Raw genomic sequence first — 23,346 nt, forward strand, 5'->3', positions numbered from 1 at the left:
CACTTGGTGCTTCAGCACCTTAGAGAATCGTTCTCTTTGAGCTAAGGCGAGGCAACGCCGTACTGGTTTAAAGTTAATCCACTATATGAACCGTTTTGCGGTTTCCATATCCTTGACAGACGGTTTGCAGCAGATTTGCAGACGGCAGATGTTTCAAGCAGAAAGGAAACACGATAAAAATAGAAAAGCCTCCGAACAGTCGGAGGCTTTTTTCAAACTGAAATTATTTCAGTTTGGTTTCTTTGTACACTACGTGTTTGCGGGCAACCGGATCGAATTTTTTGATTTCCAGTTTGCCGGGCATAGTGCGTTTGTTTTTGGTAGTGGTGTAGAAGTGACCAGTACCTGCACTGGATTCCAGTTTGATTTTATCGCGCATTGCAGTAATCCTTAATTAAATAGCGTTTAAATTAAGCTTCACCGCGAGCACGCAAATCAGCCAATACGACATCAATGCCTACTTTGTCGATGGTACGCAATGCAGCGTTGGAAACGCGCAGGCGAACCCAGCGGTTTTCACTTTCTACCCAAAAACGACGTGATTGCAAGTTGGGCAAAAAACGGCGTTTGGTTTTGTTGTTGGCGTGCGATACGTTGTTGCCGGACATCGGGCGTTTGCCGGTCACTTTGCAAACTCGTGCCATAATCAGTCTCCAAACTTCTAAAATAGTAAAACGCGATTTATACCACGAAAAACAGTGTTAGTTCAAGTGTTTTAAAGAAAAACTGCTGTTTTGCGCGGGTAAGCCGCCCGAGTGTCGCATCTGCGGAACGTTTGCAGGTGCAAAACAGATGGCGCGCGATTATAGCGGATTTCGGGAACTGCTGCATTCAAAATGCCGTCCGAACATATTTCCAGTATTTTCAGACGGCATTTCAAGTTTTCAAATCCCTCAATGTCTTCCGCCGCCGCTGTGGAACGGCGGTTTTGCCAGCCAGACAATGGGGATCAGGGCGATAAACAAGATACTGCCGGCGAGGAATATTTCGTTCGAGCCGATGATGAAGCCCTGTTGCGTGATGGTGTTGTTGATGATGCCTAGGGTTTGACTGTCGGAAATGCCTTGTTGGGACAAATGCGCCGCCGTTTCATGCAATGTCGCGGAATATGGCGTGATGTGTTCGGCAAAGCGTGTATGGTGCAACGCTTCACGCCGTTCCCACAGGGTACTGACGAATGATACGCCGACACCGCCCATAAGCACGCGCAAGAAATTCGACAAGCTGCTGGCAGCGGCAATCTGCCCTCCCTTCATGTGTGACAAGGTGATGGTCGTCAGCGGCAGAAAAAACATGGCGACACCGACACCTTGCCAAAACTGAGGCCAGATGACGTTGCCAATATCCATATCGGCATAAAAATCCGTACGCCAATAGAAAGTAAAGGCAAAGGTCAGGAAGCTGGCAGTTACGAGCAGGCGCATATCGGCCTTGTTGCCGAATCTGCCGATAATGGGTGACAGGAAAACAGGCAGGATGCCGACGGGCGCGGCGGCAAGCCCTGCCCACGTGGAGGTATAGCCCAGGTTGGTCTGCAACACTAACGGCAGCAGGGTCAGCGTCCCCATATACACCATAAAACCCAATGATGTGGCTATTACGCCGACGGTAAAATTCCGATCTTTAAACAGCGATAAATCGACAATCGGATATTTTTCTCCCAATTCCCAAACAATAAAATACGACAAGCACACCAGTGCGACTACGCCCAAGGTAATGATTTCTCCAGAGGCGAACCAGTCGAGTTCCTTCCCCCTGTCCAGCATCATCTGTAACGCGCCGATACCGACTACCATCAATGTAAGCCCGACATAGTCGGTCGGCATTTTAACGGTTTCCGTTTCCCGACATTTCAAATGTTTCCATGTAATCCATGCCGATATGATACCGATGGGGATATTGATGAAGAAAATCCAACCCCAATGCCAGTTTCCGGAAATCCAGCCGCCGAGTATCGGCCCGAGAACAGGGGCGACAACGACGGTCATTGCCCACAATGCCAGTGCCAGCGTCCGTTTTGCGGGCGGATAGGATGCCATTAACAGGCTTTGCGACAAGGGAATCAACGGCCCGGCGATAAAGCCCTGCAAGATACGGAAAATTACCAAAGCCTGAAGGTTGGGCGCGATGCCGCACAGCCACGATGTGATGACGAAACCGACGGCGGCGGCGGTAAACAATTTGACCTCGCCGATACGTTTTGCCAAAAATCCCGTTAACGGCACGGAAACGGCGTTTGCCACAGCAAAAGAAGTAATAACCCACGTCCCCTGAGTGGTTGCCGCACCGAGATTGCCGGCGATAACGGGAACGGCGACATTGGCGATAGTCGTATCTAAAACCTCCATAAATACGGCAAGCCCCAAAGATAGCGTAATCCATGCCAATGCCGCACCTTTAAGCGGTGGATAATCCATTGCGTTCTCCGTTTCAGACGGCATCAATGCGCGTATTGCTCAAGAATTTCGTCCACCAGTCTGTCAGCTTCCGACCAATCCGTGCCTTCAGTTTCCGGCAACACGGCATCCGGCGTTTTTGAAACAGGCGCGCCTGCTGCGGAAGTATCCACTTTTACCGTCATCGACAAACCGATGCGCAACGGATGCCTGTCTACATCTTCACGGTTCAATTCGATACGGACAGGGACACGCTGCACCACTTTAATCCAGTTACCCGTGGCATTTTGCGCCGGAATCAGCGAAAACGCGCTGCCCGTACCTGCCGAAAACCCTGCCACCCTGCCGCGATAAACGGTTTGTTTACCGTACAAATCGGACACCAGCTCGGCAGGCTGTCCGATTTTCATATGCCGCAACTGCGTCTCTTTAAAATTGGCATCAACCCACACATCCGACAACGGCACCACCGCCATCAGCGGCGCACCGGCCGCCACCTGCTGTCCAACCTGTACCGAACGCTTTGCCACCTGACCGTCCACCGGCGCGCGGATTTGCGTCCGCTGAAGGTTCAACCACGCATCTTTCAACCTGCTGACTGCCGTCTGAACCGCCGGCTGTTCGCGCAAAGCGACCTGACCACCCAAAGCCGCACGCGCCGAAGATTCTTCCGCCAAAGCCGCCTTAACTGCCGCCTGAGCCTGAGACACTGCCGCACGGGCATGTGCCAGCTCTTCGGCGGACACGGCTCCTGATTCCGCTAAAGCAGACCGGCGGCGTAAATCATCCTGCGCACGTGCCAAATCCGCTCGGCGCAAAGCAACCTGCGCCCCCGCCTGAGAAGTGGCGGCATTTTGCTGGCGGTTTTGCCGCACCGCCTGAATCAGCTCGTTTTTTGCCCGTTCATACGCCAACACATAATTACCATCATCCAATACGGCCAACACATCACCTTTCTTCACAACATCCGTATCATCATGCAACACCTTCCGCACCGTACCGCCCGTTTGCGGCGTAATCTGAACCACGCGTCCGGCAACATAAGCATCTTCCGTTTCCTCTTCGTGCTGCCACCATAAAAAAAACGCCGACCCGGCGGCTGCGGCGGCAAGCGCGAACAGCAGCGTCAATGCCGTCAGGCGGCGTTTGCGTTTGGCTTGCGTGTTTTGAAGTTTTGTTTCGTCCGTGTGCGTATCCATAAGATTGGGTTCCGAATTTCCTGATTTCATATAAACAATGTTCTTTCAATAGGAGGCAGATTCTATATCCGCGCAATAACGCAATCAAGTCAGTATTTTAGATGCAATATTCAAAAAATAACGCTTCAGGCGGCAAAACTGAAAATATATTTCGTTTATATAGTGGATTAACAAAAATCAGGACAAGGCGACGAAGCCGCAGACAGTACAAATAGTACGGAACCGATTCACTTGGTGCTTCAGCACCTTAGAGAATCGTTCTCTTTGAGCTAAGGCGAGGCAACGCCGTACTGGTTTAAATTTAATCCACTATAAACGCTTGGAGTATAATAAAGCAGTCGGCCTTAACAACGCGCTCAAAGTATTGGAGGCTTTTATTGAAAGCTGGATTAAATACAGCGCGGCAGACCGAAAATTAAGAATGTGTATTGTTACGGCACAAGCCCGTTGGCGTTCAAAAGTCGAAATCGAACTGCTGGGTTTGTAACCGCAGGGGGGCAGGTATGCGGGGTAGGTGGACTCTGCTGTTTTTGCATTGGATATGGGGAAAAGTGGTACCGGAAAGCATCCGCAACAGCAAGCCGGTGCGGTGGGTAGCCAACCATAGAAAGCTCACTATCTGGGTAATTGTGACAGTATGGATCAACTTCTTCCCCGATACTTACGAATACGACATTATTCCTAGTCGTAGGGGATACGGCTATTGGCATGTCGATCATCCGTTGTATCCCTATGCCCGATTTCTGCTTCCCCTTATTCTCGGTGCGGCTTTTCTTTTCATTCCGCCCGATCCGCCCGAAAAGAAATAGTAACCTGCATATAAGCAGCCTGAAAGATTTCAGGCTGCTTTTTTATTGGAGAACCCAAATGGCAAAACAAAAAACTGTAACCGTCGGCTGCAAACTGCCCAACGGCCTGATTATCGAAGCCGGCGGCAAGTCGGTAGAGTTGAACGGCGCAAACGCCTCCAACATCATCGGCGGACACGGCATTACCTATAACGTGGATGCCGATTTCTTCAACGCTTGGATGGCAGCGCACCAAGACCGCGATATGGTCAAAAACGGCTTCGTTTTCGCCCACGAAGATGCCAAGGACACCAAAGCCGAAGCACGGGAAAAAACCGGCAACGAAACCAAATTGGAAGCCATCAAGCCGGATGACAAGGCCAATGGCGTAATCACCGCCAAGGAAGACTGATATGCCTGCCGTCGTCTTCGATAAAGCGCGCTTTCAGACGGCCTATCCCGAAGTACAGGCAACAGACGCGCAGCTCGAAATGTGGTTCGCGCAGGCCGAAAGCCTGCTGGACAACACCGAGCACAGCATTGTGAAAAAGCCGGAAGAGCGCGAAATGCTGCTGTTCCTGCTGGTGCGCCACTTCGCCGCGCTGGCCGAACGTGCCGCGCAGGTATGACACGGAAAACACCGCCGCCCGAACCATGCCGTCTGAAGAAAACTACACAGATACCGCCGCTTATATTACAATCACCGCCCGTGGTTCGAAAACCTCCCACACTAAAAAACTAAGGAAACCCTATGTCCCGCAACAACGAAGAGCTGCAAGGCATCTCGCTTTTGGGCAATCAAAAAACCCAATATCCGGCCGAATACGCGCCCGAAATTTTGGAAGCATTCGACAACAAACATCCCGACAACGACTATTTCGTCAAATTCGTCTGCCCCGAATTCACCAGCCTCTGCCCCATGACCGGGCAGCCCGACTTCGCCACCATCTACATCCGCTATATTCCGCACATCAAAATGGTGGAAAGCAAATCCCTGAAACTCTACCTCTTCAGCTTCCGCAACCACGGCGATTTTCATGAAGACTGCGTCAACATCATCATGAAAGACCTCATTGCCCTGATGGATCCGAAATACATCGAAGTATTCGGCGAGTTCACACCGCGCGGCGGCATCGCCATTCATCCTTTCGCCAATTACGGCAAAGCAGGCACCGAGTTCGAAACATTGGCGTGTAAACGCCTGTTTGAGCACGACGCACAATAAACCATCCTTCCCATATTTCAGACGGCATTCCTTCGATACGGTATGCCGTCTGAACGCCTTTCCGAAAGGTTTTTATGTACGCATTTACCGCCGCACAGCAACAGAAGGCACTCTTCCGGCTGGTGCTTTTCCATATCCTCATCATCGCCGCCAGCAACTATCTGGTGCAGTTCCCCTTCCAAATTTCCGGCATCCACACCACTTGGGGCGCGTTTTCCTTTCCCTTCATCTTCCTCGCCACTGACTTGACCGTCCGCATTTTCGGTTCGCACTTGGCACGGCGGATTATCTTTTGGGTGATGTTCCCCGCCCTTTTGCTTTCCTACGTCTTTTCCGTTTTGTTCCACAACGGCAGTTGGACAGGCTTGGACGCACTGTCCGAATTCAACACCTTTGTCGGACGCATCGCACTGGCAAGTTTTGCCGCCTACGCGCTCGGACAAATCCTCGATATTTTCGTATTCGACAAATTACGCCGTCTGAAAGCGTGGTGGGTTGCCCCGACCGCATCAACCGTCATCGGCAACGCCTTGGATACGTTGGTATTTTTCGCCGTTGCCTTTTACGCCAGCAGCGATGGATTTATGGCGGCAAACTGGCAGGGCATCGCCTTGGTCGATTACCTGTTCAAACTCACCGTCTGCGGTCTGTTTTTCCTGCCCGCCTACGGCGTGATTCTGAATCTGCTGACGAAAAAACTGACAACCCTGCAAACCAAACAGGCGCAAGACCGCCCCGCGCCCTCGCTGCAAAATCCGTAAACAGCCCTGCCGGGAATCGGGACGGTTGGGTTTTCTTTTATAGTGGATTAAATTTAAATCAGGACAAGGCGACGAAGCCGCAGACAGTACAGATAGTACGGAACCGATTCACTTGGTGCTTCAGCACCTTAGAGAATCGTTCTCTTTGAGCTAAGGCGAGGCAACGCCGTACTGGTTTTTGTTAATCCACTATATTTGCAAACACTGCCGGAACGGATAAATCCGGATTCCTGCCCACTTCGTCATTCCCGCGAAAGCGGGAATCCGGTGCGTTGGGCTTCAGTCATTTCCGATAAACTCCTGCCGCGTTGTGTTTCTAGATTCCCGCTTTCGCGGGAATGACGGCGGATGGGCTTCCGTGCCGCGGTGTCCGGATTCCCGCCGGTACGGGAATGACGGCAGTGCTTCCTTGGCTTAGTTTTATTTTAATTGACTGTATAGTGGATTAACAAAAATCAGGACAAGGCGACGAAGCCGCAGACAGTACAAACCAAGACGCTTGCGGCTTTGCTGACGCGCTGGAACTGTCCGCTTGCTTTGTCGGCGGCTTTGAGAATAATATTTATGGTCTTGTCGGTCATAAAGTGGTCTTGAAAATGAAACGTTATCGAAAATCTGACAAACTGAAAGAAAAATATAGCGATATAGATGAGACTTTTGAATTTATAAAGGGGTTTATCTATGTAGTTGCCCTTGCTTTTACCGCATATATCGCTATCCGTTTTTTCTGATGCGCTTCCGATAAAATGCCGTCTGATTTTTTCAGACGGCATTTTCTATTCTTCTGCATTGGAGGCGCGTAGTACGGCAAGGCGAGGCAACGCCGTACCGGTTTTTGTTAATCCACTATAAATGCCGTCTGAAAACCTGTTTGCAGATTTTCAGACGGCATTGTTTTTGTCGTCGCGGTTCAAACTTCAATCCGATTGCGACACGGTAACCGGTATGCCGCGCAAGCGCGCAAGCAGCGCGTCAGCTTCCTGTTTCTGTCTGGCAAACTCCGCTTTGTCTGCCTGCGTTAATTCGGGTGTCGGCAATGCGACCGAGGCGGGGTTGACGGGTTGTCCGTTGATACGTGCCTCATAATGCAGGTGGGGGCCGGTCGAACGCCCTGTCGAACCCACGAAGCCGATTACTTCTCCGCTGCGCACATTGCCTTCCGCCTGCGAAAACGCGCTCAAATGCGCATACAGCGTTTCCACACCGTTGGCGTGGCGTATCATCACCGCGTTGCCGTATCCGCCCTTCCGGCCTTTAAAGGTAATCACGCCGTCGGCGGAAGCCCTGACCGGCGTTCCCTGCGGTGCGGCATAATCGATGCCCGTGTGCAGCCGCCAAGTGTGCAGGATGGGGTGCATACGGTAGCCGAACGGCGAAGAAATGCGCGTATAGGCCAGCGGCTCGATGTTGAAGCCGCCTTTTTCCTGCAACACCCTGCCGTCTTCATCGTAATAATTGCCGCCCCCTCCGCCTTCCTTGTCCGAACGGTAATAGAACGCCTGATGCCTTGTGCCGCCCTTGACGACTTCCGCCGCCAGAATATCGCCCGTCGCCATCTGCTGCCCGTGGAAATACAGGCTGTCGTAAAGCAGGCGCACGGCATCGCCTTCCTTCAAACCGTCAAGGCTGAAGCGGCCGGCGAAAATCCCGCTTAAGGATTCGCGGATTTCGACGGGTACTTCCGCCTGCGCCAACGCGCCGCGTGCCGAGGTTTTGACTACGACCGAACGCAGTGTCGGCAAAACCTTCATATCCGCCTCAGAAGCCGTCCGCCGCCATATGCCGCCTTTTTTTTCCAAAGCGACCAAATTGCGTTCGCCGTCTTCGTCGGTAAAAAACTGCACTTCGCGCGCACTGCCGTCGCTGCCGACCAAAACATGAACCGACTGGTCGGCACGCAAATGCTGCAAATCGGCTTCGCCGCCATATTTTTCCGTGATTCGGGCAATCTCGTCCCGCGCCATACCCGAACGCACCAGCACGTCCGCCAGCGAGTCGCCCGGCTGCACCGCCTCCTGCACCCAATATGCCGTCTGAACGCCGCTGCCGCCCCAAGACAGCGGCGGCAGTTTTTGTTCCACGCGCTGCGGTCTGACGCGCTCCATCCTCTCTGTCGAAGCAATGTATGCCGCCGACACCAAAATAATCGAAACGGCAAGCGCGCGCAGCGCGTATTTCCGATGTTTTGCCGAAAGTGGGAAGACAGCCATATTGTTCCTTTTTGACGGCGTTTGCGCCGAATCCTCTATAATGTTGCGCCTGACCTGCATTTCTGAAACGTCAAACGATGAAACTCACCCTCGCCCTCCCCTCGCTCAATTTGGATGAAGACGAAACCCGAATACCTCTCTGCCTGCACGCCTTCAACAAAATCCTGCAATACGGCTCGCTGCACCGCCAAAGCTGCACGGCTTCGGCATTTTACGCGCGTTATTTGTGGTGCGGCAGACTGGCGGAACGCGCGGCGCAAAGCCTGAATATGCCGTCTGAAGCCGTCGCGCTCGCCACGCCCGTGTGGCAAAAAATGGGGCTGCATCAGGCAAATGTGCTGACGGCGGAATATTTGGATGTCGGTACGGATGAAGCGGAACGGCTCTGCCGCGATCTGTCGGCGTTTTACGGCGACATTCCGTGGCGTTTCGTTCCCGTCCTGCCCGAATTATGGCTGGTTTCCCTTCCCTGCGCGTACCGCTGGGGCGCGAAGCCCGTTTTGGACTTGGGCGGATTATTGGGCGCGGACGATCAGCCGGACGGGGAAGACGCGTTGGAATGGCTGCGCGTCCAAACCGAAATCCAAATGTGGCTGGCGGCGCACCCCGTCAACCATAACCGCAAAAAACGCGGGCTGCCCGAATTGAACGGCTTATGGCTTTGGGACTGCACAAACGGCAGCGCACAAGGCGGCACGCTTTTCGCCGATACGGTTTGGAGCCGTTTTCACCCCGACCGCCGCGCATTGCCCGACAGCTTCCGCACCTACGAAGAAACGGCGGCACACCTGCCCGACGCGCACCACATCCTGTTTATGGACGATTTGCGCCTGACCGCCCTGACAGGGGACAGGGAACGGTATGCGGCAATATTGCAGCAGTGGGAAACGTCTTGGTTCGCGCCGCTTTACGAAGCCGTCCGCACAGGCAAAATCAAACGGCTGGACATCACCACGGACGGACAACACGGCGGTACGCTGACCTTCAAACCCACAGACAGGTGGAAATTTTGGCGCGGCGCGAAAACCTTTGGCGGAATCTGGTAAACACGCCCGCCGCAACCGCGACAATGCCGTCTGAAGCCCGAATCGGGTTTCAGACGGCATTTCCGTATCCGTTCAGACCTGACGTGCCGACCAACCGTTCACACGCCGTTCCACCGCGTCGGCACTCAAGCCCAAATCGTCCAAAAGTTTTTTCGGGTCGCCGTGTCCGGTTACGGTATCGGCAACGCCCAGCAGCAAAACCGATTTGCAGATGCCGTGTTTCGCCAACACCTCCAAGACCGCGCCGCCAGCGCCGCCCTGTTCGGCGTTTTCTTCAAGGGTAACGATGCGGTCGTGGCTTCGGGCAAGGCGGACGATGAGTTCCTCGTCTATCGGTTTGACGAAGCGCATATCGGCGACGGTGGCGTTCAATTTTTCAGCAACCGCCAATGCGGGGGCGACCATGCTGCCGAAGGCGATGAATGCGGTTTTCTCGCCTTGGCGGCGGATGATGCCCTTGCCGATTTCCACGGTTTCCATGCCGTCTGAAACGGGCGCGCCCGTACCCGTGCCGCGCGGATAGCGGACGGCGGCGGGCGCATCCGCCTGATAGCAGGTCGAAAGCAGCAGGCGGCATTCGTTTTCATCGCTCGGCGCGGCGACAATCATGTTCGGCACGCAGCGCAAAAAGCTCAAATCATACAAACCGGCGTGGGTCGGGCCGTCCGCACCGACGATGCCCGCGCGGTCGACGGCAAACAAAACGGGCAGGTTTTGCAGGGCGATGTCGTGCACCAGTTGGTCGTAGGCGCGTTGTAAAAAGGTGGAATAAATCGCCACGACGGGCTTCATGCCTTCGCAAGCCAAACCGCCGGCAAAGGTAACGGCGTGCTGCTCGGCGATGCCGACATCGAAATAGCGGTCGGGGAATTGTTGTTCGAATTCGACCAGTCCGCTGCCCTCGCGCATGGCGGGGGTAATCGCCGCCAATCGGGAATCAGCCGCCGCCTGGTCGCACAGCCATTTGCCGAACACTTGCGTATAGGTCGGTTTGGCGGCGGGTTTGTTTTCTTTTTCAGACGACGTTGCGGTTTTGAGGTCGTCTGAAACGTTTTTGGGCAGGTTGGCGACGGCGTGGTATTTGACGGGGTCGTTTTCGGCGAGTTTGTAGCCGTTGCCTTTTTTGGTGATGACGTGCAGAAGCTGAGGGCCTTTACGTCCGCGCAGGTCTTTCAATACGTCCACCAGATTTTCGACGTTGTGTCCGTCCACGGGGCCGGTGTAGCGGAAGCCGAAGTTTTCAAACAGCGACAGCGACTGTTTGGCGTGTTCTGCTTCGCCTGCCAAGGTTTTGATTTTGTGTTCGACTTTTTGGGCAAACTCCATCGCGCCGGGCAGCTTGTCCAAAACCTTGCTCGACTGGGCTTTGATGGTGCTGAGCAGTCCGTGCATATCGCGCACGACGTTGCTGGCGAGGTATTTGGGCAACGCGCCGACGTTGGGGGAAATCGACATTTCGTTGTCGTTGAGGACGACCAGCAAATCCACATCCATATCGCCCGCGCAATTCAGGGCTTCAAACGCCTGCCCCGCCGTCATCGCGCCGTCGCCGATGATGGCGACGCTGCGGCGGTCGCTGCCCAAGAGTTTGTCCGCCGCCGCCATACCCAATGCCGCGCCGATGGAGGTGGAGGAATGCCCCACGCCGAACGCGTCGTATTCCGACTCGCAACGTTTCGGAAAACCCGCCAAACCGCCATATTGGCGCATCGTGTGCATCTGGTTTTTGCGGCCGGTCAGGATTTTGTGCGGATAGCTTTGGTGTCCGACATCCCACACCAGCTTGTCTTCGGGCGTGTTGTAAACGTAGTGCAGCGCAACCGTCAGTTCGACCGCGCCCAAATTGCTGGCGAAATGTCCGCCGGTCTGCCCGACGGATTCCAACAGAAAGGCGCGCAGCTCGTCGGCAAGGCGCGGCAGCTGTTTTTTATCCAGGCGGCGCAAATCTTGCGGGCTGTCAATCAGGTCGAGTAGGGGGCTTGGGTTCATGGTGTGTCTTTTTTTATGTGTCGTCCGGGTGCAACGGTCAATTATATATCAAGAGTGTGCGGCTGACGGCTGATTTTGCCGTATGTCATTCGTCCTGCCGCTTGGCGCGCGGGTGGGCTTCGTCATAGAGGCGGGCGATGTGGTCGAAATCGAGTTTGGTGTAAATCTGCGTGGTTGAAAGGCTGCTGTGCCCGAGCAGCTCCTGTACCGCCCTGATGTCGCGCGAGGACTGCAACAGATGGCTGGCGTAGCTGTGCCTCATCATGTGCGGGGAAATGTGCCTGCCGTCGCCGTTTTGCGCCGCCCATGATTCGAGGCGTTTTTGGATTTGGCGTTGGCTCAGGCGCGTGCCGTTCCTGCCGGTAAACAGGGCTTTGCCGTCCGATGCCGTCTGACGCAGCGGCAAATAGTTTTTTAAAGCTTCTACGCTTTTGCCGGTCAGCGGTGCCTGCCGCTGCTTGCGCCCTTTGCCGGTTACGCGCACCCAGCCTTCGTCCAACCACACATCGCCTGTATCCAGGCCGTGTATCTCGCTCAGGCGCAAACCGCTGCCGTACATCAGTTCGAACAGTGCGTGGTCGCGCAATGCCAATGCGTCGCTGTCATCTACAGGCAGGTCGAGCATCTGGTTCAAACATTCCTGAGGCAGTGCTTTCGGGATACGTTCCGGCTGCTTCGGCGGTTTGATATCGGCGGTCGGGTCGGTATGCAGCAGACCTCGTTTGACCAGCCAGACACAATACTGCCGCCACGCCGACAGCTTGCGCGCCAGCGTCCGACCAGCCAAACCGCGCTGCGACAGCCGCCGCAACGCCGCCGTAAAATCGCGCCGCGACAAATCCTGCGGCACGCCGCCTGCATCTTCAGACGGCATTTGTGCCAACAGCACAAACAGTTCTTCCACATCGCGCCGGTATGCCGCAACCGTGTGCTCCGACTTGCCCTCGCGCACGATGTTTTCCAAATAAACGTCAAAATGCGCCGCAAACCCGTCCAAAACCATAACCGTCCCACACAAATATCAGAAAACCAGTGAAAACATTATCATAAACGACACACCAAAACCCCGAACCGCCCAAAATCCGACCCGTCTGCCCGCCGTTATCGTTAACATAAAATCAATGTAGCGGTTTGTAGTTTTTTGCCGCAAAAAACATTATAATCCAACTTATTTACCCCCACTGCCCAAGGAGACAAAAATGGCACTCGTATCCATGCGCCAACTGCTCGACCACGCCGCCGAAAACAGCTACGGCCTGCCCGCCTTCAACGTCAACAACCTCGAACAAATGCGCGCCATTATGGAAGCCGCAGACCAAGTCAACGCGCCCGTCATCGTACAGGCGAGCGCAGGCGCGCGCAAATACGCGGGCGCGCCGTTTTTACGCCACCTGATTCTGGCGGCTGTCGAAGAATTTCCGCACATCCCCGTCGTGATGCACCAAGACCACGGCGCATCGCCCGACGTGTGCCAACGTTCCATCCAACTGGGCTTCTCCTCCGTGATGATGGACGGCTCGCTGCTCGAAGACGGCAAAACCCCTTCTTCTTACGAATACAACGTCAACGCCACCCGTACCGTGGTTAACTTCTCCCACGCCTGCGGCGTATCTGTTGAAGGCGAAATCGGCGTGTTGGGCAACCTCGAAACCGGCGAAGCAGGCGAAGAAGACGGCGTGGGTGCGGCAGGCAAACTTTCCCACGACCAAATGCTCACTAGCGTTGAAGATGCCGTGCGTTTCGTTAAAGATACCGGCGTTGACGCATTGGCGATTGCCGTCGGTACCAGCCACGGCGCATACAAATTCACCCGTCCGCCCACAGGCGACGTATTACGTATCGACCGCATCAAAGAAATCCACCAAGCCCTGCCCAATACACACATCGTGATGCACGGCTCCAGCTCCGTTCCGCAAGAATGGCTGAAAGTCATCAACGAATACGGCGGCAATATCGGCGAAACCTACGGCGTGCCGGTTGAAGAAATCGTCGAAGGCATTAAACACGGCGTTCGCAAAGTCAACATCGATACCGACCTGCGCCTTGCTTCCACCGGCGCGGTACGCCGCTACCTTGCCGAAAACCCGTCCGAATTCGACCCGCGCAAATACCTGAGCAAAACCATTGAAGCGATGAAACAAATCTGCCTCGACCGTTATCTTGCGTTCGGCTGCGAAGGTCAGGCAGGCAAAATCAAACCGGTTTCCTTGGAAAAAATGGCAAACCGTTATGCCAAGGGCGAATTGGAGCAAATCGTCAAATAACAGGTTGCCTGTAAACAAAATACCGTCTGAACCGTTGTTCGGACGGTATTTGATTTTTGCTTCTTTGACCTGCCTCATTGATGCAGTATGCAAAAAAGATACCGCAACCAAAACGTTTATATATTATCTATTCTGTGTATGACTGGGAGCAAACCTGTGAACCGAACTGCCTTCTGCTGCCTTTCCCTGACCGCCACCCTGATTCTGACCGCCTGCAGCAGCGGAGGCGGCGGAAGCGGAGGCGGAGGCGGCGGTGTCGCCGCCGACATCGGCACGGGGCTTGCCGATGCATTAACCGCGCCGCTCGACCATAAAGACAAAGGTTTGAAATCCCTGACATTGGAAGACTCCATTCCCCAAAACGGAACACTGACCTTGTCGGCACAAGGTGCGGAAAAAACTTTCAAAGCCGGCGGTAAAGACAACAGCCTCAACACGGGCAAACTGAAGAACGACAAAATCAGCCGCTTCGACTTCGTGCAAAAAATCGAAGTGGACGGACAAACCATCACGCTGGCAAGCGGCGAATTTCAAATATACAAACAGGACCACTCCGCCGTCGTTGCCCTACAGATTGAAAAAATCAACAACCCCGACAAAATCGACAGCCTGATAAACCAACGCTCCTTCCTTGTCAGCGGTTTGGGCGGAGAACATACCGCCTTCAACCAACTGCCCGGCGGCAAAGCCGAGTATCACGGCAAAGCATTCAGCTCCGACGACCCGAACGGCAGGCTGCACTACACCATCGATTTTACCAACAAACAGGGTTACGGCAGAATCGGACACCTGAAAACGCCCGAACTCAATGTCGATCTGGCCTCCGCCGAACTCAAAGCAGATGAAAAATCACACGCCGTCATTTTGGGCGACACGCGCTACGGCAGCGAAGAAAAAGGCACTTACCACCTACCGCGCCCAAGAAATCGCCGGCTCGGCAACCGTGAAGATAGGGGAAAAGGTTCACGAAATCGGCATCGCCGGCAAACAGTAGCATTTGAAAAATGCCGTCCGAACACGATAATTTACCGTTCGGACGGCATTTTTGCGCCATACCGCCCTAGGACACGACGGCACGGCAGGCAAGCCGGTTTCACTATATAATGCCGTCTGAACCAACGAGAACCACACCATGCAAGCCGATTTCAACCGCCCCGTCCTCGCCGTCGATACCGGAACTTCCTATTTGTCGCTCGCTCTGCGTGCCGACGGTGAAACCCGTCTGTTCCATCAGGAGGCCGGCAGCCGCCAATCCGAACTGATCCTGACGGAAATCCGCACCCTGTTCCGAAATGCGGGCATTACCGCCGCCGATTTGGGGGCGATTGTTTATGCGAAAGGCCCCGGCGCGTTTACCGGACTGCGTATCGGTATCGGCGTGGCGCAAGGTTTGGCAACGCCGTTCGATACGCCTTTAATCGGCATCCCCACGCTCGATGCCGCCGCCTCGCTGCCGCCGCCGCAAAGCTGCATACTCGCCGCTGCGGACGCTCGTATGGGCGAAGTGTTTTATGCGTGGTTCGACACGCTGAACCGCCGCCGTTTGAGCGATTATCAAGTCGGTAGGGCGGCAGACATCGCCCTCCCCGAGGGACACGTCTTTTCAGACGGCATAGGCAGCGCGTTCGCGCTGGAAAACCGTCCGCCCTTCTCAGGCAAACCCGATATGCCGACCGCCGCCGACTTCCTCAATCTGGCGGCGGAAGGCGGTTTTCCCGCCGTCGCTGCGGCACACGCCGAACTGCTCTACGTCCGCGACAAAATCGCCCTGACCGCCAAAGAACAGGCCGAACGGAGGGCGCGCCCGTGAACATCCGCCGTGCCGTTTATGCCGATTGCGCGGCACTCGCCGCGCTCGATGCCGTCTGCAACCCGTCCGCATGGACGCAACGCCAATTCGAATCCGCACTGGTTTCGCCGTCCGAACAGGTTTTCCTTGCGGAAAAAGACGGCGGGATTGCCGCCTTTATCGTTTGGCAGAACCTGCCCGACGAATCCGAACTGCACCTGATTGCCACCGCTTTGGAATACCGCCGCCGGGGTGTCGCGTCCGCCCTGCTCGAATACTGGTTCGCACACCTGCCCGAAGGCACGCAACGCCTGCTGCTTGAAGTCCGCGCGGGCAACACCGCCGCGCAGGCGCTATACACGGCGCACGGCTTTACCGATGCGGGCAGGCGGAAAAACTATTACCGTACAGCCGACGGTAAAACCGAAGATGCCGTCTTGATGGAGAAAATATGTTAAGCGCGCGCTACCTCCACCTGCACGAGGCTTTGGGCTTGGGCCCGATGTGGCTGAAACAGACCGCCGCCGTCCTGCCGCCCAAAAACACACCCGCAACCCCGACACAGGCACGTCCCCAAACCGTCCGTGCCGCGCCGATTCGCCCTTCCCAGCCCCATAACGGTCAGGCGCGGCTCGAAACGATGGCGGCACTGAAAACCGCCGCACCCGAACACGATCGTAAACCCGTTCCCGCACCCGAAGCCGACCTGCTGCCTGACCTTTCAGACGGCATTGCCCCCGTTCCTGCCGCTTCGGGCATCACCAAGCTTGCCGTCGTCAGCCTGTGTCCGCCGACCGAAGATATGGTTTACGGCGAGCTGTTCCACGGCAAACCCGGCATCCTGCTCGACAACATACTCAAAGCTGTCGGACTCGGTTCCGAATACGTCCACAAAACCTGTTGGGTGAAAACCGCCGCCGTCGGCAACCCGATGCCGTCTGAACAGACCGTCACGGATGCGCTGGGTCAAATCGCCAGGGAACTCGACGGCTGCCGCGCGCCTGCCGTCCTGTTCCTCGGACAGGCGTTTGTCAAACCGGAACGGCAGGCGATGATTGAAACTTTGTGCGCCGGCCGCCCCTTCTTCATCATCGACCATCCCGCCCGGCTGTTGCGCCAACCCGAACTCAAAGCCCGCGCCTGGCAGACGCTCAAGCAGCTCAAACGTGTCTTGGCGCAAGGCGGCGGCAGTTGAAGCGCGCCGCACGGGGCGGTAGAATCGCAACTGCGTCCCAATATCTGACAGAAAGCACAAAATGACTGATTTCCGCCAAGATTTCCTTAAATTCTCCCTCGCCCAAAACGTCTTAAAATTCGGCGAATTTACCACCAAGGCAGGACGGCAGTCGCCTTACTTCTTCAATGCCGGCCTCTTTAACGACGGCTTGTCCACGCTGCAACTGGCAAAATTCTATGCACAATCCATCATTGAAAGCGGCATCCAATTCGATATGCTGTTCGGCCCCGCCTACAAAGGCATTATTTTGGCGGCGGCAACCGCGATGATGCTGGCGGAAAAAGGCGTAAACGTCCCGTTTGCCTACAACCGCAAAGAAGCCAAAGACCACGGCGAAGGCGGCGTGTTGGTCGGTGCGCCGCTTAAAGGGCGTGTGCTGATTATCGACGATGTGATTTCCGCCGGCACATCCGTACGCGAATCAATCAAACTGATTGAAGCGGAGGGTGCAACCCCCGCCGGTGTCGCCATCGCGCTCGACCGCATGGAAAAAGGCACCGGCGAATTGAGCGCGGTTCAGGAAGTGGAAAAACAATACGGTCTGCCCGTCGCCCCCATCGCCAGCCTGAACGATTTGTTTATCCTGTTGCAAAACAACCCCGAATTCGGACAGTTCCTCGAACCCGTCCGAGCCTACCGTCGGCAGTACGGCGTAGAATAAAAACAAAGCATATGCCGTCTGAACCACCTTACGCCTCAGACGGCATCAAACCTGACACACACGAGGAAATACCATGCCCGCCTGTTTCTGCCCTCACTGCAAAACCCGTCTCTGGGTCAAAGAAACCCAGCTCAATGTCGCCCAAGGCTTCGTCGTCTGCCAAAAATGCGAAGGGATGTTTAAAGCCAAAGACCATTTGGCAAGCACGAAAGAACCTATATTCAACGATTTGCCCGAAGCTGTTTCGGATGTCAAACTCGTTCACCGTATCGGCACGCACGCCATTGGCAAGAAACAGATTTCCCGCGACGAAATCGCCGATATCCTCAACGGCGGTACAAACCCGCACGATACGCCGCCTGCGCCTGCTGCCGCCCCTGCTGCCGCACCGCAGGTTGCCGTGCCTGCCGCCGCCCCTGTACGTCAGGAAGGGTTCAACTGGACTATTGCAACCCTGTTTGCCCTTATCGTCCTCATTATGCAGCTTTCCTACCTCGTCATCCTATGAGCGCGCCCGACCTCTTTGTCGCCCACTTCCGCGAAGCCGCCCCCTACATCCGCCAAATGCGCGGCACGACACTGGTCGCCGGCATAGACGACCGCCTGCTCGAAGGCGATACCTTAAACAAGCTCGCCGCCGACATCGGGCTGTTGTCGCAACTGGGCATCAGGCTCGTCCTCATCCACGGCGCGCGCCACTTCCTCGACCGCCTCGCCGCCGCGCAAAACCGCACGCCGCATTATTGCCGGGATTTGCGCGTTACCGACGAAACCTCGCTCGGACAGGCGCAGCAGTTTGCCGGCACCGTCCGCAGCCGTTTTGAAGCCGCATTGTGCGGCAGCGTTTCCGGGTTCGCGCGCGCGCCTTCCGTCCCGCTCATATCGGGCAACTTCCTGACCGCCCGTCCCGTCGGGGTCATCGACGGCATAGATATGGAATACGCGGGCGTTATCCGCAAAACCGACACCGCCGCCCTCCGTTTCCAACTCGACGCGGGCAATATCGTCTGGCTGCCGCCGCTCGGACATTCCTACGGCGGCAAGACCTTCTATCTCGATATGCTTCAAACCGCCGCCTCCGTCGCCGTCTCGCTTCAGGCCGAAAAACTCGTTTACCTGACCCTTTCAGACGGCATTTCCCGCCCCGACGGCACACTCGCCGAAACCCTCTCGGCACAGGAAGCGCAATCGCTGGCGGAACACGCCGGCGGCGAAACGCGACGGCTGATTTCGTCCGCCGTTGCCGCGCTCGAAGGCGGCGTGCATCGCGTCCAAATCCTCAACGGGACCGCCGACGGCAGCCTGCTGCAAGAACTCTTCACCCGCAACGGCATCGGCACGTCCATTGCCAAAGAAGCCTTCGTCTCCATCCGGCAGGCGCACAGCGGCGACATCCCGCACATCGCCGCCCTCATCCGCCCGCTGGAAGAACAGGGCATCCTGCTGCACCGCAGCCGCGAATACCTCGAAAACCACATTTCCGAATTTTCCATCCTCGAACACGACGGCAACCTGTACGGTTGCGCCGCCCTGAAAACCTTTGCCGAAGCCGATTGCGGCGAAATCGCCTGCCTTGCCGTCTCGCCGCAGGCACAGGACGGCGGCTACGGCGAACGCCTGCTTGCCCACATCATCGATAAGGCGCGCAGTATGGGCATAAGCAGGCTGTTCGCCCTCTCCACAAATACCGGCGAATGGTTTGCCGAACGCGGCTTTCAGACGGCATCGGAAGACGAGTTGCCCGAAGCGCGGCGCAAAGACTACCGCAGCAACGGACGGAACTCGCATATTCTGGTGCTTCTCCTGCACCGCTGACCGCAACGGAAAGCCGCCGCAGAAATGCCGTCCGAACCCCGTTTCAGACGGCATTTCCCCGATGATAAAGACCTGCCCAACCCTCAAGGACCCCGATGAAATCCTACCCCGACCCCTACCGCCATTTTGAAAACCTCGATTCCGCCGAAACGCAAAACTTCGCTGCTGAAGCGAATGCCGAAACGTGCGCGCGTTTTTTAAACAACAGCAAGGCACGCGCGCTTTCAGACGGCATTTTGAATCAAATGCAGGACACACGGCAGATTCCGTTTTGTCAGGAACACCGCGCGCGGATGTACCATTTCCATCAGGACGCGGAATATCCGAAGGGCGTGTACCGCGTGTGCACGGCGGCGACCTACCGTTCGGGCTATCCCGAGTGGAAAATCTTGTTTTCGGTGGCGGATTTCGATGAGCTGCTCGGCGACGATGTGTATCTGGGTGGTGTGTCGCACTTGGTGGAAAAGCCCAACCGCGCGCTGTTGACCTTGAGCAAATCGGGTGGCGATACGGCGTATACGCTGGAAGTGGATTTGGAAGCAGGGGAATTGGTAGAAGGCGGTTTTCACTTTCCGGCAGGCAAAAACCATGTGTCGTGGCGCGATGAAAACAGCGTATGGGTGTGTCCGGCTTGGGACGAACGGCAGTTGACCGAATCGGGCTATCCGCGCGAAGTATGGCTGGTTGAACGCGGCAAAAGTTTCGAGGAAAGCCTGCCGGTGTATCAAATTGCCGAAGACGGCATGATGGTGAACGCGTGGCGTTACCTCGATCCGCAGGGTTCGCCGATTGATTTGATTGAAGCGTCGGACGGTTTTTACACCAAAACCTATTTGCAGGTCTCAGCCGAAGGCGAGGCGAAACCGTTAAACCTGCCCAACGATTGCGACGTGGCCGGCTATCTGGCGGGGCATCTTTTGCTGACGCTGCGCAAGGACTGGCACCGCGCGAACCAAAGCTATCCGAGCGGTGCGCTGGTGGCGGTGAAGCTGAATCGGGGCGAACTCGGGGCGGCGCAGCTTTTGTTTGCGCCCGATGAAACGCAGGCATTGGAAAGCGTGGAAACGACCAAGCGTTTTGTGGTGGCGAGCCTGCTGGAAAACGTACAAGGCCGTCTGAAAGCGTGGCGTTTTGCCGACGGCAAATGGCAGGAAGTCGAACTGCCGCGCCTGCCTTCGGGCGCGTTGGAAATGACCGACCAGCCTTGGGGCGGCGACGTGGTTTACCTTGCCGCCGGCGATTTCACCACGCCGCTGACGTTATTTGCGCTGGATTTGAACGTGATGGAACTGACCGTCATGCGCCGCCAACCGCAGCAGTTCGATTCATACGGCATCAACGTGCGGCAGTTTTGGACGACTTCGACCGACGGCGAACGCATCCCTTATTTCCACGTCGGCAAAAACGCCGCCCCCGACACGCCGACCTTAGTCTATGCTTACGGCGGTTTCGGCGTGCCCGAGCTGCCGCATTATCTGGGCAGCATCGGCAAATACTGGCTGGAAGAAGGCAACGCCTTTGTGTTGGCGAACATACGCGGCGGCGGCGAGTTCGGCCCGCGCTGGCATCAGGCGGCGCAGGGAATCAGCAAACACAAAAGCGTCGATGATTTGCTTGCCGTCGTGCGCGATTTGTCCGAACGCGGCATGAGTTCGCCCAAACACATCGGTTTGCAGGGCGGCAGCAACGGCGGCCTGATTACCGCCGCCGCCTTCGTGCGCCAGCCGCAAAGCATAGGTGCGCTGGTGTGCGAAGTGCCGCTGACCGACATGATCCGCTATCCGCTGCTCTCCGCCGGCGCAAGCTGGACGGACGAATACGGCAACCCGCAGAAATACGAAGTCTGCAAACGCTGGCTGGGAGAATTGTCGCCGTATCACAATCTTTCAGACGGCATCGATTATCCGCCAGCGCTCATTACCACCAGCCTCAGCGACGACCGCGTCCATCCCGCCCACGCGCTCAAGTTCTACGCCAAATTGCGCGAAATCTCGCCGCAATCTTGGCTCTACTCGCCTGACGGCGGCGGCCACACCGGCAACAGCACGCAACGCGAATCCGCCGACGAAATGGCGTGCGTCTTATTGTTCCTTAAAGAATTTTTGGCAGCATAAACAAACGGCATTCCGTACCGTATCCGATAAGGAATGCCGTCTGAAGCCGCCTTCAATAACGCGCCATTTCCGCGTCAACCTCAACCGCCCACGCGTCGATGCCGCCCTGAAGGTTGTACAGGTTTTCAAACCCAGCGTCCGCCAAATACATCGCCGTATGCAGGCTGCGGATGCCGTGATGGCAATACACCACAAGCGGCACGCCATCGTCCGGCAGCTCGTTCTGCCGTAGCGGAATCAGATTCATCGGGATATGTACCGCATCCGGCAGCGAACAAATCGCCGCTTCTTCATCCGTACGCACGTCCAACAGTCGGAACGCCCGTCCCTCATCCATCCAAATTTTCAGTGCCAACGGCGAGAGTTGTACAATATCCATCGGGTTTCCTTTCACCAATCGAGCAAAATGCCGCCTGAAACGCAATCTGCTTTCAGACGGCATCACAATCCGAACATCAAAAATTAAAACTGTCGAAAGGATGAGTATCCTTATCGTCCAAATGCGCCACCAAAGTATCGAACAGCGCCTTCTCTTCAAACGTATCGCCTTGACGCGTAATCAAAAGTGCGCGTTGAACCGGTTTGCGTCCTACGATAACCGCCATACGACCGCCGTCCTTCAACTGTTCTTTCAACACTTCAGGCACAAGGTTTACCGCGCCGCCGACGTAAACCGCATCAAACGGCGCACCTGCGGAAGGCTCGGTCAGTCCGTTGTTTTGCACATAATCGATATTGTCCAAAGCCAAGCCGTCCAACACCGCTTTTGCACGGTTTTGCTGCTCGGCATCGAGGTCGTCCGACACCACTTTGCCCGCCAATTTTGCCAAAAGCGCGGCCGCATAGCCCGAGCCCGTACCGATTTCCAAAACCGTATCGTTTTTCGTCAGCTTCAAGCCTTGTGCCAACCGCGCCACGACTTTCGGCTCCAGCATCTTATGCCCGTTGGCAAGCGGCAGCTCCATATCCGCATACGCCAAACCCTGCAAATCCTCATCGACAAAAAGCTCGCGCGGAATCTCCGCCAAAGCGTCCAACACGTCAAAATCCAACACATCCCAAGGACGGATCTGCTGTTCGACCATATTGAACCGCGCTTTTTCAAAATCCATTTAGTGCTCCGTCAAATAATTGTTTTATCAATGGCAGGCATTATAAAACCACACTACCGCCGCGCCAACTTCGGCACGCGCCGCCCGCCCGTTTTGCCAGTCTCAAACCGCCTGACGCGAAGCCTCAAACCGCTTCTCCAAAATCTTCGCCAGTTTTCCCAAATACAAAGCATCTGTCTCATCAAACTGCGCCAAATGTTCGCTGTCCGCGTCCAACACGCCGATACAGCGGCCGTCTGAAAACAGCGGCACGACAATCTCCGAACGCGACAAAGACGAACAGGCAATATGGTCGGGATGCGCGTTGACATCCCCGACGACCACCGTCTCTCCCTTCGCCCAAGCCTGGCCGCACACCCCGCGCCCGAACGGAATCCGCGTACACGCCAAAGGCCCCTGAAACGGTGCTAAAACCAATTCGTCCGAACGCGTATCGACCAAATAAAAGCCCACCCAAAACCAGCCGAACGCCTCCTTCAAAACCGCCGCCGTGTTCGCCAAATTCGCCACCCAATCCGCCTCGTCCGCCACCACAGACTCAATCTGCGGCAACACCTCCCGATAAAGCGCGGCCTTGTCCGAAGCCGAAAAATGAAGCGCGTGCATCACATCTCCCATATTTGCATACATATCAGGCGGCCATTATAAAACAACCTGCCCGAAACAACATTCCAAACCGCCCCCTCAGCCGCCCGCCCCAAGTTGCGAACCCGCCGCATATCTACTAAACTTCACATTGC

General features: G+C 55.8%; 25 protein-coding genes, 2 pseudogenes and 1 riboswitch. Of the genes and pseudogenes, 16 read left to right on the forward strand and 11 right to left on the reverse strand.

Going from position 1 to position 23,346, the window contains the following annotated elements:
• Positions 1 to 223: 223 nt before the first annotated feature.
• The 4 genes from rpmG to farA form a co-directional block, all read right to left on the reverse strand.
• Positions 224 to 379 (reverse strand): 50S ribosomal protein L33, encoded by a 156-nt coding sequence (gene rpmG / locus Q9J79_RS07130; RefSeq protein WP_002212306.1) that lies wholly within the window; start codon positions 377 to 379, stop codon positions 224 to 226.
• Between the two features lie 31 nt (positions 380 to 410).
• Positions 411 to 644 carry a 50S ribosomal protein L28 gene (rpmB, locus tag Q9J79_RS07135; protein ID WP_002216391.1) on the reverse strand — a complete coding sequence of 78 codons (234 nt, stop codon included), beginning with the start codon at positions 642 to 644 and terminating at the stop codon, positions 411 to 413.
• A gap of 249 nt (positions 645 to 893) precedes the next feature.
• Positions 894 to 2,417: a fatty acid resistance MFS efflux transporter permease subunit FarB gene (gene farB, locus Q9J79_RS07140; protein ID WP_301912163.1), complete on the reverse strand. Its 1,524-nt coding sequence runs from the start codon at positions 2,415 to 2,417 to the stop codon at positions 894 to 896.
• Positions 2,418 to 2,440: 23 nt separating this feature from the next.
• On the reverse strand, positions 2,441 to 3,595 hold the full coding sequence (gene farA, locus Q9J79_RS07145) for a fatty acid resistance MFS efflux transporter adaptor subunit FarA (RefSeq protein WP_301912106.1): 1,155 nt from the start codon (positions 3,593 to 3,595) through the stop codon (positions 2,441 to 2,443).
• Positions 3,596 to 3,914: 319 nt separating this feature from the next.
• Between farA and Q9J79_RS07150 the strand changes: the two genes are divergently transcribed.
• The 6 genes and pseudogenes from Q9J79_RS07150 to Q9J79_RS07175 all read left to right on the forward strand — a co-directional run.
• Positions 3,915 to 4,082: a hypothetical protein gene (locus Q9J79_RS07150; protein WP_301912107.1), complete on the forward strand. Its 168-nt coding sequence runs from the start codon at positions 3,915 to 3,917 to the stop codon at positions 4,080 to 4,082.
• 380 nt (positions 4,083 to 4,462) lie between these two features.
• Positions 4,463 to 4,795 (forward strand): hypothetical protein, encoded by a 333-nt coding sequence (locus tag Q9J79_RS07155; protein ID WP_301912108.1) that lies wholly within the window; start codon positions 4,463 to 4,465, stop codon positions 4,793 to 4,795.
• Between the two features lies 1 nt (position 4,796).
• Entirely contained in the window at positions 4,797 to 5,012 is a 216-nt protein-coding gene (locus tag Q9J79_RS07160; protein ID WP_301912109.1) for a DUF4054 domain-containing protein, read from the forward strand.
• A 74-nt stretch (positions 5,013 to 5,086) separates the two neighbouring features.
• Positions 5,087 to 5,131, forward strand: a riboswitch (PreQ1 riboswitch).
• Between the two features lie 3 nt (positions 5,132 to 5,134).
• The gene (gene queF / locus Q9J79_RS07165) at positions 5,135 to 5,608 is read left to right on the forward strand and encodes a preQ(1) synthase (protein WP_301912110.1); all 474 of its coding nucleotides are present in this window, start codon (positions 5,135 to 5,137) and stop codon (positions 5,606 to 5,608) included.
• Positions 5,609 to 5,682: 74 nt separating this feature from the next.
• Positions 5,683 to 6,369, forward strand: a complete 687-nt coding sequence (locus Q9J79_RS07170; protein WP_301912111.1) for a 7-cyano-7-deazaguanine/7-aminomethyl-7-deazaguanine transporter — start codon at positions 5,683 to 5,685, stop codon at positions 6,367 to 6,369.
• Positions 6,370 to 6,407: 38 nt separating this feature from the next.
• Positions 6,408 to 6,470: pseudogene (locus tag Q9J79_RS07175) on the forward strand (transposase); the annotation flags it as partial.
• Positions 6,471 to 6,824: 354 nt separating this feature from the next.
• Here the strand turns inward: Q9J79_RS07175 and Q9J79_RS07180 are convergent.
• Both Q9J79_RS07180 and Q9J79_RS07185 read right to left on the reverse strand, forming a co-directional pair.
• Complete coding sequence (locus Q9J79_RS07180) at positions 6,825 to 6,950, reverse strand: hypothetical protein (protein ID WP_301912112.1); 126 nt, start codon at positions 6,948 to 6,950, stop codon at positions 6,825 to 6,827.
• A 336-nt stretch (positions 6,951 to 7,286) separates the two neighbouring features.
• Positions 7,287 to 8,579, reverse strand: a complete 1,293-nt coding sequence (locus Q9J79_RS07185; protein ID WP_301912113.1) for a DD-carboxypeptidase/endopeptidase Mpg — start codon at positions 8,577 to 8,579, stop codon at positions 7,287 to 7,289.
• 77 nt (positions 8,580 to 8,656) lie between these two features.
• On the opposite strand from Q9J79_RS07185, the gene Q9J79_RS07190 reads away from it, so the two are divergent.
• On the forward strand, positions 8,657 to 9,625 hold the full coding sequence (locus Q9J79_RS07190) for a hypothetical protein (protein ID WP_301912115.1): 969 nt from the start codon (positions 8,657 to 8,659) through the stop codon (positions 9,623 to 9,625).
• Between the two features lie 72 nt (positions 9,626 to 9,697).
• Here the strand turns inward: Q9J79_RS07190 and dxs are convergent, their stop codons facing one another.
• Entirely contained in the window at positions 9,698 to 11,614 is a 1,917-nt protein-coding gene (dxs, locus tag Q9J79_RS07195) for a 1-deoxy-D-xylulose-5-phosphate synthase (RefSeq protein ID WP_304717642.1), read from the reverse strand.
• Positions 11,615 to 11,699: 85 nt separating this feature from the next.
• Positions 11,700 to 12,617, reverse strand: coding sequence for a tyrosine recombinase XerC (locus Q9J79_RS07200; RefSeq protein ID WP_301912117.1), 918 nt, complete (start codon positions 12,615 to 12,617; stop codon positions 11,700 to 11,702).
• Positions 12,618 to 12,813: 196 nt separating this feature from the next.
• Between Q9J79_RS07200 and fba the strand changes: the two genes are divergently transcribed.
• The 9 genes and pseudogenes from fba to Q9J79_RS07245 all read left to right on the forward strand — a co-directional run bounded on the left by fba (position 12,814) and on the right by Q9J79_RS07245 (position 21,494).
• Positions 12,814 to 13,878: a class II fructose-bisphosphate aldolase gene (gene fba / locus Q9J79_RS07205; RefSeq protein ID WP_301912118.1), complete on the forward strand. Its 1,065-nt coding sequence runs from the start codon at positions 12,814 to 12,816 to the stop codon at positions 13,876 to 13,878.
• A gap of 156 nt (positions 13,879 to 14,034) precedes the next feature.
• A pseudogene (locus Q9J79_RS07210) lies at positions 14,035 to 14,872 on the forward strand (factor H-binding protein).
• Positions 14,873 to 15,010: 138 nt separating this feature from the next.
• Positions 15,011 to 15,688: a tRNA (adenosine(37)-N6)-threonylcarbamoyltransferase complex dimerization subunit type 1 TsaB gene (gene tsaB, locus Q9J79_RS07215; protein ID WP_301912120.1), complete on the forward strand. Its 678-nt coding sequence runs from the start codon at positions 15,011 to 15,013 to the stop codon at positions 15,686 to 15,688.
• Complete coding sequence (gene rimI, locus Q9J79_RS07220; protein WP_301912121.1) at positions 15,685 to 16,125, forward strand: ribosomal protein S18-alanine N-acetyltransferase; 441 nt, start codon at positions 15,685 to 15,687, stop codon at positions 16,123 to 16,125. The genes tsaB and rimI overlap by 4 nt, the downstream gene beginning before the upstream one ends.
• Positions 16,119 to 16,862 (forward strand): uracil-DNA glycosylase family protein, encoded by a 744-nt coding sequence (locus tag Q9J79_RS07225; protein ID WP_301912122.1) that lies wholly within the window; start codon positions 16,119 to 16,121, stop codon positions 16,860 to 16,862. Before rimI ends, Q9J79_RS07225 begins: the two co-directional genes overlap by 7 nt.
• Positions 16,863 to 16,923: 61 nt before the next feature.
• Positions 16,924 to 17,565 (forward strand): orotate phosphoribosyltransferase, encoded by a 642-nt coding sequence (gene pyrE, locus Q9J79_RS07230; protein WP_002223035.1) that lies wholly within the window; start codon positions 16,924 to 16,926, stop codon positions 17,563 to 17,565.
• A 73-nt stretch (positions 17,566 to 17,638) separates the two neighbouring features.
• Positions 17,639 to 18,073, forward strand: coding sequence for an MJ0042-type zinc finger domain-containing protein (locus tag Q9J79_RS07235; RefSeq protein ID WP_301912123.1), 435 nt, complete (start codon positions 17,639 to 17,641; stop codon positions 18,071 to 18,073).
• Positions 18,070 to 19,380 (forward strand): amino-acid N-acetyltransferase, encoded by a 1,311-nt coding sequence (argA, locus tag Q9J79_RS07240; RefSeq protein ID WP_301912124.1) that lies wholly within the window; start codon positions 18,070 to 18,072, stop codon positions 19,378 to 19,380. The genes Q9J79_RS07235 and argA overlap by 4 nt, the downstream gene beginning before the upstream one ends.
• A gap of 95 nt (positions 19,381 to 19,475) precedes the next feature.
• On the forward strand, positions 19,476 to 21,494 hold the full coding sequence (locus tag Q9J79_RS07245) for a prolyl oligopeptidase family serine peptidase (RefSeq protein WP_301912125.1): 2,019 nt from the start codon (positions 19,476 to 19,478) through the stop codon (positions 21,492 to 21,494).
• A gap of 52 nt (positions 21,495 to 21,546) precedes the next feature.
• Here Q9J79_RS07245 and Q9J79_RS07250 read toward each other — a convergent pair whose 3' ends face one another.
• The 3 genes from Q9J79_RS07250 to Q9J79_RS07260 form a co-directional block, all read right to left on the reverse strand.
• Complete coding sequence (locus Q9J79_RS07250) at positions 21,547 to 21,873, reverse strand: rhodanese-like domain-containing protein (RefSeq protein ID WP_301912164.1); 327 nt, start codon at positions 21,871 to 21,873, stop codon at positions 21,547 to 21,549.
• Positions 21,874 to 21,949: 76 nt separating this feature from the next.
• The gene (locus Q9J79_RS07255) at positions 21,950 to 22,606 is read right to left on the reverse strand and encodes a protein-L-isoaspartate O-methyltransferase family protein (protein ID WP_301912126.1); all 657 of its coding nucleotides are present in this window, start codon (positions 22,604 to 22,606) and stop codon (positions 21,950 to 21,952) included.
• 102 nt (positions 22,607 to 22,708) lie between these two features.
• Complete coding sequence (locus Q9J79_RS07260; RefSeq protein ID WP_301912127.1) at positions 22,709 to 23,236, reverse strand: free L-methionine (R)-S-oxide reductase MsrC; 528 nt, start codon at positions 23,234 to 23,236, stop codon at positions 22,709 to 22,711.
• Positions 23,237 to 23,346 lie beyond the last annotated feature (110 nt).

It is taken from the genome of Neisseria viridiae (assembly GCF_962747995.1).
Taxonomy (GTDB): Bacteria; Pseudomonadota; Gammaproteobacteria; order Burkholderiales; family Neisseriaceae; genus Neisseria; species Neisseria viridiae.